Annotated in this window: 12 protein-coding genes; 2 read left to right on the top strand and 10 right to left on the bottom strand. The window is 59.4% G+C overall.

Features of this window, described 5'->3' with window-relative positions:
- The first annotated feature begins 20 nt into the window (after window positions 1-20).
- The gene (locus VE009_RS09545) at window positions 21-755 is read left to right on the top strand and encodes a WxL domain-containing protein (protein ID WP_325007166.1); all 735 of its coding nucleotides are present in this window, start codon (window positions 21-23) and stop codon (window positions 753-755) included.
- A gap of 63 nt (window positions 756-818) precedes the next feature.
- Window positions 819-1,874 (top strand): hypothetical protein, encoded by a 1,056-nt coding sequence (locus VE009_RS09540; protein WP_325007165.1) that lies wholly within the window; start codon window positions 819-821, stop codon window positions 1,872-1,874.
- A 142-nt stretch (window positions 1,875-2,016) separates the two neighbouring features.
- Here VE009_RS09540 and spo0A read toward each other — a convergent pair whose 3' ends face one another.
- The 10 genes from spo0A to xseB form a co-directional block, all read right to left on the bottom strand.
- Window positions 2,017-2,859: a sporulation transcription factor Spo0A gene (gene spo0A / locus VE009_RS09535; protein WP_325007164.1), complete on the bottom strand. Its 843-nt coding sequence runs from the start codon at window positions 2,857-2,859 to the stop codon at window positions 2,017-2,019.
- 143 nt (window positions 2,860-3,002) lie between these two features.
- A complete protein-coding gene (gene spoIVB / locus VE009_RS09530; RefSeq protein WP_325007406.1) occupies window positions 3,003-4,328 on the bottom strand; it encodes a SpoIVB peptidase in 1,326 nt (441 codons plus the stop codon).
- A gap of 129 nt (window positions 4,329-4,457) precedes the next feature.
- A complete protein-coding gene (gene recN / locus VE009_RS09525) occupies window positions 4,458-6,155 on the bottom strand; it encodes a DNA repair protein RecN (RefSeq protein ID WP_325007163.1) in 1,698 nt (565 codons plus the stop codon).
- A 13-nt stretch (window positions 6,156-6,168) separates the two neighbouring features.
- Window positions 6,169-6,618 carry a transcriptional regulator AhrC/ArgR gene (gene ahrC, locus VE009_RS09520; RefSeq protein ID WP_325007162.1) on the bottom strand — a complete coding sequence of 150 codons (450 nt, stop codon included), beginning with the start codon at window positions 6,616-6,618 and terminating at the stop codon, window positions 6,169-6,171.
- 1 nt (window position 6,619) lies between these two features.
- Window positions 6,620-7,069: a hypothetical protein gene (locus VE009_RS09515; protein WP_325007161.1), complete on the bottom strand. Its 450-nt coding sequence runs from the start codon at window positions 7,067-7,069 to the stop codon at window positions 6,620-6,622.
- A gap of 72 nt (window positions 7,070-7,141) precedes the next feature.
- Window positions 7,142-7,975 (bottom strand): TlyA family RNA methyltransferase, encoded by an 834-nt coding sequence (locus tag VE009_RS09510; protein WP_325007160.1) that lies wholly within the window; start codon window positions 7,973-7,975, stop codon window positions 7,142-7,144.
- A 42-nt stretch (window positions 7,976-8,017) separates the two neighbouring features.
- Window positions 8,018-9,931, bottom strand: coding sequence for a 1-deoxy-D-xylulose-5-phosphate synthase (dxs, locus tag VE009_RS09505; RefSeq protein WP_325007159.1), 1,914 nt, complete (start codon window positions 9,929-9,931; stop codon window positions 8,018-8,020).
- Window positions 9,903-10,508, bottom strand: coding sequence for a hypothetical protein (locus VE009_RS09500; RefSeq protein WP_325007158.1), 606 nt, complete (start codon window positions 10,506-10,508; stop codon window positions 9,903-9,905). Before VE009_RS09500 ends, dxs begins: the two co-directional genes overlap by 29 nt.
- An 848-nt stretch (window positions 10,509-11,356) precedes the next feature.
- Window positions 11,357-12,280, bottom strand: coding sequence for a farnesyl diphosphate synthase (locus VE009_RS09495; protein WP_325007157.1), 924 nt, complete (start codon window positions 12,278-12,280; stop codon window positions 11,357-11,359).
- Entirely contained in the window at window positions 12,273-12,491 is a 219-nt protein-coding gene (gene xseB / locus VE009_RS09490) for an exodeoxyribonuclease VII small subunit (RefSeq protein WP_325007404.1), read from the bottom strand. The genes VE009_RS09495 and xseB overlap by 8 nt, the downstream gene beginning before the upstream one ends.
- Window positions 12,492-12,505: the final 14 nt, after the last annotated feature.

Here is a 12,505-nt window from a genome sequence, read left to right as displayed (position 1 = left end):
CCAAAATGGAGGGTCATATGATGAAGAAGCAATTTCGTACTATCGCGGCGATCGCCGCGATCGCGGCATCCGTCGCAAGCATTGGAACACCGACCGCTGCGGCATCGGGCACCGCCGTTAACGGGGCGGACAACGTATACGTGTCCTCGGACCCGAACCAAGCGCCGGCAACAACCCCTACGACGATACAATCGACTTCGCAAATGTCGCTCGGTTCGTACTTGATCGACATGGGGTCGGCCGTGCCGGCCATTACGGCCAACGATTATGTGCGGGTCGACGACAACACGGGGCAAGGCGCCGGTTGGAAAGTCACGGTCTCGGCATCCGACTTGCGCGCTACCGTGAACGATCCTTCCTTGAACGGGGCTACCTTCAAGGTAAATCTTCCGGTGGACAGCACAAATCCGGACCCTATTCATAATACGAATACGCCGATTCTTCAGGTCGTACAGGACGGCACGCTGACAGGCGTGAACTCGTCGGACACGACGAACGTCTCCGCTTACAGCGGTCAAGTCACGACTTCCGGCGTGCGCATCATGGACGCGGACGTCATGTTCGGTCAAGGCGCCTATACGCAACGTTTTCGTTACACTTTGAAGCTTCCACAATATATTTCGATTGCTCAACTCTCCGATATCGCTGCGGGCTCTCAATATGAGGCAACCAATTCGAACCGTCCTGCTCAAGTCGGTTTGTTCGAAGGTTCGTACAGCACAACGGTAACCTACACCGTTGCAACGGGGCCGTAAGCATGAATCACAGGCGACCACTCTGCTCGAGCTGGTTGCCTTTTTTATGGAAGGGGGATATGAATGATCGCAAAATGCTTTGGGATCATTATGGCCGCTATGCTGTTGACGATATACGGAATGGAACCGCGGGTTTCGGCGGCTGATGCCGAAGAAGGGATCGTCGCCATTCAAGCCAAAGGGGATCAAGTCGTTGCCGGTTATTACTCCTTCATCGGGAAGCCCGGCGAAATCATTACCTTCGAGTTGGGAACGCGGAATACGTCTGGCGCCCACATCGCCAACGGTTTCTTGTATGTCTCCGATGCGCCGGTCGCCATCGGCGGCGGCATGGGCGCGGTCGATCCGGAACATATCCAGCGCGGCGGAATCGGGTCCTGGTTCCTTGTTCCGGAACAAGAAATCCATCTGCGTGCCGGCGAGAAAAAAGACGTTACGCTTCAACTTACCATCCCGAAAGATGCCGCTCCGGGCGACCACGTCGCGGTTCTCACCCTTCGTCACCTGTTGAAGGAACAAGAACGGCAAGAGATCGAAGACGGCACATCGGTAACGATCAATAAAGCTTATGCGCAGGCGATCGGCGTGCTGGTCACGGTGCCGGGCGCGGAGACGCACAAGCTGACGCTCGCTTCTATGGAAACGCAATGGGACGGCGCAAACTTGGGATTGGCGCTTTCCATTCGCAATGACGGAAATAAAGTGGAACGATTGAAGGGCGAAATTCGGATTTATCGAGACGGAACGTTGCTGCATACAGAAAAAGCCGAAATGGGCTCGATTTACCCGGGGAAGGTTGGCATCTACAACCTCCAACAGCTGCCGAACGCGCTGAAGAAAGCGGGAGAATACACGGCGGAAGTGACATGGGAGTACGCCGGGGTGACGGAAAGCACAACGTTCGCCTACAACCTTACGGGTGTGAGCGTGTCTCGCGCAGAAGCGACCCATTACCAACAAACCGGCGAGACGTTCTCGGAAGAGGCCATCATTATTACGAAGTCCGATGCCTTGAAGATTGCCGGCGTCGTCGCCGCTTCGATCGTTCTCATTATCGCGCTAGTCTTCATCATCCGCCGAAGAAAGAACGGTTCGAACCGACAAGCCCCCGGGAGGTAACGCCGCCCGCGGGCTTCTTCTTTATTATAAGCAAAACAACACACCCCTATCGATTGGTTTACTGTCAAACCAATCCATAGGGGTGTTCATTCGTTTTTCATTTTTTGTAAATTACATACGAGACCCTTTAATTGGACGCAATTTACCCCACCTTATGCTCGATGCGCAATTTGTCCGCGACCATCGCGATGAATTCGCTGTTCGTCGGCTTCGCCTTCGAAATGTTGATCGTATAGCCGAACAGGTGCGAAATGCTGTCGATGTTGCCGCGCGTCCAAGCGACCTCAATGGCATGGCGAATCGCGCGCTCCACGCGGGACGGAGTAGTCCGGTATTTCTCGGCAATCGCCGGATACAGCGTCTTCGTAACAGCGCTTAACAGTTCAATATTGTTGTAAACCATGGTGATGGCATCGCGCAAATATTGGTACCCTTTGATATGCGCAGGAACGCCGACTTCGTGAATGATGTTCGTGATGCTCGCGTCCAAATTCGGCTTGCCTTGAGGCTTCGTCTGCACGAGAGACGTCTGTCGCTTGCGCATCTGCGATCCGAGCCCGTTCATCGAGCCGGCGCCGTTCATGCTGCCGCCGGCCGGAACCGGACCGGACGCGAGCTGGCGAATGCGATTGACCAGCACGTCCATGTCGAACGGCTTTAGAATATAGTATGACGCGCCGAGCTGTACAGCTTTCTGCGTAATGTTTTCCTGGCCGAACGCGGTCAGCATGACGATTTTCGGGGCCGGCTCCAAATTCAGTTCCCGGAGACGCTCGAGCACGCCCAGCCCGTCGAGATGCGGCATGATAATATCCAAAATGAGAACGTCGGGCACGATGCCCTTGTCCTCGATGATTTCCATCACTTCTTCCCCGTTATATGCTACCCCGACTACCTCTAGATCGTCTTGCTCGCCGATGTACTCCGACAATAAATTCGCAAACTCCCGATTATCGTCTGCCAACAACACTTCAATCTTGTGCAAAGCGAATCCTCCTTAGACGTCATGAAAGCAGTTGTGTCATCCAAAACTTGGTCTTTTATGAATTCGACATGAGGAGGAAAATTCCTTCTGTCGAAAATTATTTAATTTCCGACAAAATGGCATAAAAAAAACCCCAAGGCCGGTTAACTCGCCTTAGGATTCGCCCGGCTGTCCACCAAGATGTCCGCATCGCGGAGCATCCATTCGATGAAGCAGCCGTATCCGCTCGTCGGGTCGTTGACGAATACGTGCGTCACCGCGCCGATCAGCTTTCCGTTTTGTATAATCGGGCTCCCGCTCATGCCTTGCACGATGCCGCCCGTTTTCTCGACGAGCCGGGGATCGGTGATTTTGATGATCATCCCTTTCGTCGCGGGGAACGTCTGCTTCGCGACATGCACGATTTCGACGTCGAATTTCTCAACCTTCTGGCCGTTGACAACAGTGTAAATATGCGCGGGACCTTCCTTCACTTCGTCCGCGAACGCGACCGGAATCGGTTCTTTCATGCTCGCGTACTCGGGGGCTTCGTACATTTTGCCGAAGATGCCGAAGTCGGTGTTTTTGCGGATGTCGCCGAGCACTTTATCTTCGTCGATCAACACCGCCCGCTTCTCGCCGGGCTCGCCGTTCTCGCTTTTGTCGATCGATGTGACGTTCGAGTGGACGATTTGACCGCCTCCGACGACGATCGGCGTCTGCGTATCCATATCGGTGATGACGTGGCCGAGCGCGCCGTACGCCTTCTGATCGGGCGCATAGAACGTTAAGGTGCCTACGCCCGCCGCCGAATCGCGAATGTAGATGCCGAGCCGATACGCCTTATCCGACGGGTCGTACGTCGGCGTGATCGTCGTGTTGAACTTTTGGCCGGCTCGCAGCACGACCAACTCGATCGGCCGGTTCGCGCGGCCCGCTTTTTGCACGATATCCGCCACTTTATTGACGTCGTTCAGCTTTTGGCCGTCCATCTCGAGGATGACGTCGCCGACGGTCAGCTTCGCTTCTTCCCCGGGAGACGTCTTGCGGCCGTCCTCGGATGGGACGAGATGGTGTCCGACGACGAGGATGCCTTTCGATTTGATTTTGACGCCGATCGTTTGGCCGCCCGGAATGACTTTCAAGTCCGGCACGACGTCCACTTTGACCGTTTTGAACGGAATTTTCCCGAACAGCTTCAGCTGCATTTCGGTTTGTCCCGCCTTATGCGTGCGAAGCGAAATCGGCTCTTCGAGATTGAGATCGAACGTCGGCTCGCTCGAACCGTTCACCTCAACGATGTTCGGGTCTTTGACGAGCCCGACGGCATGCACCGGCATGCTGAGCGAGATCTCTTTGCGTTCGCCCGCGAACGCGCGCAGCGTCTCCGGGAACGTCGCGAATCGTTGAAACGGAGGAGAGCAGGTAATGATAAATACGAGTAAAACGAGCATAAGTCCGAAAAGTTTTTTCTTGCTGCCGGAAGTCAAACGCCTCACGCTCCTTTTCGTTCTCACGCCTTAAGCCACTTCCTGAGCCGCTTGGCGCGGTCGCCAATAACGTACCTTTAAGGTACCCCGGGCCGCTCGTTTTAAACTCGGAAATGATTCCTGACGCCCCTATATCCATCCCGACTTTCTGCTATTCGCCATCGCAAGCATTTCTTGCGCATGACGCAGCGTCGTATCCGTCACTTCGACCCCGCCGAGCATGCGCGCCAGCTCCTGTGCGCGCGCGTCCCCTTGCAGCGCGTTGACCTCCGTGAACGTACGCCCGTCCTTCACCTTCTTCTCGATCGCATAATGCGCGTTCGCCATGCAGGCGACCTGAGGCAAGTGCGTAATCGCGAACACCTGCACGCCGCGGGCGAGCTGCGCCATCTTCTCGGCGATCGCTTGCGCCGCCCGGCCGCTGACGCCCGTGTCCACCTCGTCGAAAATGAGCGTCGGCACCTCGTCCACCGCCGCGAAGATCGATTTCATCGCCAGCATGATGCGGGACAGCTCCCCGCCGGAGGCGATTTTCGCAAGGCCTCGCAGCGGTTCGCCCGGATTCGGCGCAATCATGAATTCCGCTTGATCCCAGCCGTCCGCCCGATACCCGGCTTCGCCGGAGCGAAGAACGACTTGGAAGCGCGTCTTCTCCATATGTAAGTCCTTCAGATGATCCATCAGCTTCGCGGCGAGCCGTTCGGCCGCATCCTTCCGCGCGGCGGACAGCGTCTCTGCCCTTGCGCGCAGCTCCCCCTCGAGCGCCGCAAGCTTCGCCGACAGCTCGGCGACCCGCTCTTCCTGATTTTCGACCATATCGAGCTCGCGCTTAATGTTCGCCGCGTGCGCGAGGATATCCTCGACGGAATCGCCGTATTTGCGCTTCAGCGAATGCAGCGTCTGCAGCCGATCCTCAATTTGCTCGAGCTTGTCCGGATTGAATTCGATCCCCTCGCGGTAGTCGCGCAGCTGGAACGCCGCGTCCTCAAGCTGGTAATACGCCGACTGCACTTGCTCGAGCAGCGGATTCAGCTTCGCGGGATCGTATTTCGCGATGTCGGCGATGCGCTGAACGGCTTTCGTCGTCCACTCCAGCGCTTTCTTGCTTCCGTACAGCGCTTCGTAGCCGTCGTTCGCGGCAGCGAACAACCGCTCCGCATAGAATAGTCTTTGCTTTTCTTCCAGCAGCCATTCGTCCTCGCCGGGCTTCAATTTCGCCCCTTCGATCTCTTCCCACTGGAATCGGTACAAATCGGCCATCTGCAGCGCTTGCTTGCCCGATTGCTCGATGCGCTCGAGCTCCCGCTTCGTTGACGTGTACGCTTCGTACGCCTCGCGGTACGCCGCCTTCGCCGGCGCCACCCGCTCGCCGCCGAACGCGTCCAGCCATTCCAGATGCCGCTCGGTTTGCAGCAGCGACTGATGCTCGTGCTGGCCGTGTATGTTGACGAGCGTTTCGCCGATCGACTTGAGCGCGAGAATCGTGACGAGCTGCCCGTTGACGCGCGCGGTGCTTTTGCCCGCCGCGGTCACTTCGCGGCGTACGATGAGCGGCTCGTCCTCCGCCGCGGCGATGCCGAGCTCGCGCAGCTGGGCGCGCGCCGGATGATGCGCCGGAACGTCAAAAAGAGCTTCGATCTCCGCTTTGTCGTATCCGTGACGAACAAGGTCGGCTGAAGCTCTTCCTCCGATGGCCAGGCTCAATGCGTCGATGAGGATCGACTTTCCCGCTCCCGTCTCCCCCGTAAAGACGTGGAAACCGTTCTGGAACGAGACGCGCACCTCTTCGATCACGGCCAAATGTTTTACATTCAATTCAAGGAGCAACAAGGATTCCCCCTTATGAGAGCATGCCGAGAATTTCGTCGACGACGCGTTGGCTCGCTTCGCCGCTGCGGCAAATGATGAGTACCGTATTATCGCCGCAAATCGTGCCCATGACGTCGGGCCAGTCCAAATTGTCGATCAGTTCGCCGATCGTGTTCGCGGTGCCCGGAAGACTTTTCATGACGACCAGGTTGTCGGCATGATCGATCGAGCCGAAATAGTCGATCAACGCGCGCTTCAGCTTGAGCGCCGGGTTGTATCGTTGGTCGGACGGAAGCGAATATTTGTACCGGCCGTCCGATAACGGCACCTTCACGAGCTGCAGCTCCTTGATGTCGCGCGACACCGTCGCCTGCGTGACGGGAAAGCCCGCCGCGCGCAGCGCGTCCACCAGCTCGTCCTGCGTTTCGATTTCTTTCCCCGTGATGATTTCCCTGATCTTGATATGTCGCTGCCCTTTCATGTCACAACTCCAACTCGAATCGAATTTGGTGAACTTGGCGCGTCTGCATGTCCACATACAGCACGCCGCCCGCATCGTCGTACAGCAGCGCGAACGGCAGCAACTGCTCCCGGACCGCGCTCCCCGCCGCGAGGTCCAGCGGCTTGCGGGTTCGCGCCACTTTGACGACGTAGACGCGGCCGTCCCGCCGCGCGAAGTAGTCGACGAACAGGCTGCTTCCCAGCTCCTTGTCGTCGACGAGGACGCCGATATTCACCTTGCGCTTCCCGTGCGTCACCTCGTAGCCGTGCTCGGCGAGCAGCTGCGCGACGTCGTCCCGCGGCCGCCGCGACGGCGACTCTTCGGGCGCTTTCACGCCGGGCGCCTGCCGCAGCCAGCGCCGGAACGCGACCGCTCCCCACGCCGCCAGCACCAAAAGCACTACCGTCAGTCCAAGCGCATCGTCGTTCAAAACGCTGCACCTCCACGGTAAACGTATTCGCGGCGAAGCGGCCGTTTCCTGCTTCTTCCTCCGCGAAAAAGTTTACGAACGGTGCAGCGTTTCGTGCGCCTCCCGCACGACCGCCTCGACGAGGTCGTCGACGTTCGCCGGAAGTTCGGCTCCTGAAGCGTCGAACCGCCAGAGCGCCAAAAACTCGATATTGCCCTCGCCTCCGGTAATCGGGGAATACGTCAGCCCTTCGAGGACGTAGCCTTCCGCGGCGGCGAAGCCGACGACTGTTCGCAGCACGTCGCGATGAACGTTCGGCTCGCGGACGATGCCGTTCTTGCCGACGAGCTCGCGCCCCGCCTCGAACTGCGGCTTAATGAGCGCGACGAGCTTGCTTCCCGGCGCGAGCAGCGGCTTCAGCGGCGGCAGAATGAGCCGCAGCGATATGAATGACACGTCCGTCGCCGCGAACGTCGGCTGCGGGCCGACGAGATCCGCCGGCGTCACGTAGCGGAAATTGACCCGCTCCATGACGCGCACCCTCTCGTCCTTCCGCAGCGACCAATCGAGCTGATTGTAGCCGACGTCGATCGCGTAGACGAACGCGGCTCCGTGCCGCAGCGCGCAGTCGGTGAAGCCGCCCGTCGAAGCGCCGATGTCGATCATGACGGCGCCCGCAAGGTCCAGGCCGAAATGCCGAATCGCCTTCTCCAGCTTCAGCCCGCCGCGGCTCACGTACGGGTGCAGTTCGCCCTTCACCGTAAATTTGCTGTTCGCGGGCACCTTCATGCCCGCCTTCTCCAAACGAACCCCTTCTAAAAAGACAAGGCCAGCCATGACGGCGGCCTTCGCTTTTTCCCTGCTGTCGAAATGTCCTTGCTCGACGAGCAGGACGTCGATGCGTTCCTTCCCGGTTGAATCCGACATACGTGTTCCTTCCGCTCCGTCCCGAAATCCGTAATTACCGCATTACATATTCGTGCCCGTCATGAGCGGCTTCTCGGCGGCGGCCGCCTTCGGGCGCAGCCGTTTCACCGTCTCCGCGAGCTCTTCCGCCGTAAGGCCCACTTCGTCGCGCTGCTCTTGAATCGAGCCGTGCTCCACGAACCGGTCCGGCACGCCCATGACTTTGATCGGCACGCCGTACGCGCCTTCCGCGGCGAACCATTCGAGCACCGCGCTGCCGAAGCCGCCGGCCGCGGCGCCTTCTTCGATCGTCACGATCGGCAGACGTTCTTCCGCGAGCGCCGACAGCATCGCGCCGTCGAGCGGCTTCAGGAAGCGCGCGTTGACGACCCGCAGCGATACGCCTTGCGAAGCCAGCTTCTCCGCCGCGTCTAACGCGACCTGCACCATCGGACCGACGGCGAGGGCGACCGCGTCGCGGCCGTCGCGCACCGTCTCCCATTCGCCGAACGGGATGAGCTTCAGCTCGTCGTTCCAGTCGACGCCCGTGCCTTGGATCCGCGGGTAGCGGACGGCGATCGGGCCGCCGTCGTATTGAATCGCCGTGTGCAGCATATGTCGCAGCTCGTTCTCGTCCTTCGGCATCAGAATCGCCATGTTCGGCACGTGCCTCAGGTACGCGATGTCGTATACGCCATGATGGGTTTCTCCGTCGGGACCGACGAAGCCGGCTCGGTCGATGGCGAAGACGACGTTCAAATTTTGCCGGCAAATGTCGTGCACGACCTGGTCGTAGGCGCGCTGCAGGAAGGTGGAGTACACGGCGAACACCGGCTTCATGCCTTCTATCGCGATGGCGGCGCACAGCGTAGCGGCGTGCTGCTCGGCGATGCCGACGTCGATCATCCGGTTCGGGAACCGGTCGGCGAATTTGAGCAGCCCCGAGCCGCCCGGCATCGCCGGCGTGACGGCGACGATCCGGTCGTCGCGCTCCGCGAGCTCGATGAGCGTCTTGCCGAACACTTCCGTGTACATCGGAGGGCCGGCCGATTTCAGCACTTGGCCCGATTCGATTTTATACGCCCCGAGGCCATGCCACGTGTGAGAGTCCTTCTCCGCCGGCGCGTAGCCTTTGCCTTTGGTCGTGACGACGTGCACGAGCACCGGGCCTTCCACCTTGGACGCTTGGCGGAACGTTTCGAGCAGCACCGGCAAATTGTGCCCGTCGATCGGTCCGTAATACGTGTAGCCGAGTTCCTCGAACAGCACCCCGGACACGACGAGGTATTTGAGGCTGTCTTTCACTTTCTCCGCCCACGACGCGAGCGTTCCGCCGATGGCGGGCACTTTTTTGAGCAGCGTTTCGACTTCTTCTTTCGCTTTTATGTACGTTCTGTCCGTACGTACCTTGGACAAGTAATTGTGCAGCGCGCCGACGTTCGGCGCGATCGACATTTCGTTGTCGTTCAGCACGACGGTCAAATTTTTCTTCTCGTGACCGATATGGTTGAGCGCTTCGAACGCCATGCCGCCGGTTAGAGCCCCGTCGCCGATCAAGGCGATGACCTTGTAATCTTGGCCCTGCAAATCGCGCGCGACGGCCATGCCCATCGCGGCCGACAACGACGTCGAGCTGTGACCCGCTTCCCAGACGTCGTGCTCGGATTCGGAGCGCTTCACGAAGCCGCAGAGGCCTTTGTATTTGCGCAGCGTCGGGAAGCGATCTTTCCGACCCGTAAGCAGCTTATGTACGTAGGCTTGGTGGCCTACGTCGAAAATCAATTTGTCCTTCGGGCTGTCGAACAAGTAGTGCAGCGCGAGCGTGAGCTCCACGACGCCGAGGTTCGGCGCGAGATGTCCGCCCGTCGAGGACAGCGTCGTAATCAGGAACTCCCGAATTTCTTGGGCCAGCTGCTCCAGCTGGGCGACATCGAGCGACTTCAGATCGCTAGGCTGATGAATCCGATCGAGCAGCACGTTTGCTCCCCCGCTTTCCGTTGGTTTTCTTTCTGCCGCCTAACACGCGGATGCCAAACCGATGCTCCACCACGTAGAACGCTTTGCCGATCCAAAGCACGATCGGGATGGAATTGTGTATCGCGAACGATTTACCGAGCGCTTTGCCGCCGACCGTGAACGCGGAGACGACCGCGGAAAACACGACCGTCACGACGGCGGTCATCAACCCTTCGCCTTCTCCGGCGTCGCCGATCATCAGAACGACGACGAGCGCCGAAGCCGTGCCGCTGATAATGCCGCAGATGTCGCCGACGACGTCGTTGCAAAAGTTCGAGAACCGGTCCGCGTTGCGGACGATCGCGATCGCCTGCTTCGCGCCGGGCACCTTCTCCGCCGCCATCGCATGGAACGGACGCTCGTTCGCCGACGCGGACGCGATGCCCATCATGTCGAAAAAGATGCCGATCGCCACGATGACCATCACGACCAGAACGCCGACGCCCCAAACGACGCCTTGTAGCATCGCGGTGGAGACAACCGAAAACACGCTCGCCAGCACGAAGGTTACTATGGAAATAAAAATACTCCATTGCATGGAGTGCTTCCAGATAGGTTTCATAAATTTGCGCGTTAGTTTCCTCTCTTAAGGATATGTAGGAGTGGCAGCTTCTTGAGTAAATGCTGTGGCTTAGGTCCAGTAGGTTTTCCCAAGCGCTCACCCCCCGTCGCCGGCTGGGCGGTTCCCCTTTAAGAGCGCCTTGACGACGTTGCCGCTCGTCAGACTGGATTACCACTTAGTCCACACTATAATCCCCAAGAAGCTTCATGGATATGAACAGTCTAGGAGTTTTCCTCGGGCAGCTCAAGAACCGCTTCTTAGCCTCTTTTGCAGACCAGATTTCATATAGCGTGGGCGGCAAACGTCCTTGGCCGAGGACCGAATGCGCCTATATCTATAATCCCTGCTGGCCCACTCAAGGCAGGCTACGCTGCACCGCACCCTGCGGTAATCTTATAAGCGAATAAATCACTTCAAAATCACGCCGGCACGGTAGCAGGTTCATACCCCGAGCCATGGCCGGTCACTTGATCGTCAGCAAGACGACAAGCCCGCCGCCACGCACTTGGGCCTCCGCGGAAGCAGGGTCAACGCCCGCATGCCATTGCGGATCGCCCTGCAACCTTAACTCCCACCACCAGCCCCCGACTGGGCGTCGAAAGCCGGCACCAGGAACTTCATCGATGTGCCCTTCGGCGAATTTTTAGGCTCGCCCTCAAAGCGGTAGGCCGACTAGAATACTGCGCCACTCCGAATCCTGTCGCTATTATACCACAATGCGAAAACTCGGCTCAATGGAAGTGCCGCTCAGTTCCGTTCCGCGCCCTGCACTCGCAAACGAAAACGCGCCTCCGGCAAGGCCGAAAGCGCGTAAAGCTCGTCTATTAGTATTCTCTGGACAGCAAATAGTCGGCGAGCTGCAGGAGCCGCCCCGGCGCCGGCAGTTCGCCGTTCATGACCGCCGCTTTCGCCTCCGCGGTCAGCTCGGCGACCTTCCGCCGGCTCTCGTCGAGCCCGATCAAATACGGATATGTTACCTTCTGCTGCGCGGCATCGCTGTTCGTGCTTTTGCCGAGCTTCGCCGGATCGCCGACGACGTCGAGGATGTCGTCTTGGATTTGGAACGCGAGGCCGACGGACCGCCCGAACACGGCGAGCGCGTCGAGCTGCGCTTCGGTCGCGCCGCTGACGATTGCGCCCGAGCGCAGCGACGCGACGATGAGATCGCTCGTCTTGTGCAGGTGGATATACTCCAGCTCATTAAGCGTCGTCGCCCCCTGCTCGCCGAGCATGTCGGCCGCTTGCCCGCCGACCATGCCCGGCGCGCCCGCGTAAGCCGCGAGCTCCTTCACGACGCGCAGCGCGGCCGCCGCAGGGACGCTCGGGTGCTTCTCGGGTATGGCGGCGAGCACGTGGAACGCGTGCGTCAGCAGCGCGTCTCCGGCCAAAATCGCCATCGCCTCGCCGAACACCTTGTGGTTCGTCGGGCGGCCCCGGCGGAAGTCGTCGTCGTCCATCGCCGGCAGATCGTCGTGAATCAGCGAGTACGTATGAATCAGCTCGACCGCGCAAGCGGCCGGGAACGCCGGCTCCGTCGAGCCGCCGACCGCTTCCGCGGCCGCGATCGCGAGCGCCGGTCTCAGCCGCTTGCCGCCGGCGAGCAGCGAATACGCCATCGCCTCGCGCAGCTTCGCCGGCACGTCCCACGACGCGGGGACGATGACCGTCAGCTCGTCCGCGACGCGGCTGGCGATATCGGATATAAAATGCTCGATCGGCTCGAGCGGCGCGGAATGCGCGTTATTCAAGGGCGTCACCTTTCTCCAAAGCCGCCGTGAAGGGTTTCTTCACGGTTTGGCCGTCCTCTTCGAGCAGCATCTCGATTTTGCGTTCGACGCTCTCGAGCTTCTGGCTGCAAATGCGGGATAACCGCATCCCCTCCTGGAACAGCTCGATCGCCTGCTCGAGCGGCACGTCGCCGCTTTCGAGCTTCGCGACGATCACCTCGAGCTTCTCCATCGCTTCTTCGAATT

This window comes from Paenibacillus sp. (assembly GCF_035645195.1).
Lineage (GTDB): Bacteria > Bacillota > Bacilli > Paenibacillales > YIM-B00363 > Paenibacillus_AE.
The sequence above is the reverse complement of the archived record's forward strand: the minus strand, read 5'-3'. Positions and strand labels throughout refer to the sequence as shown.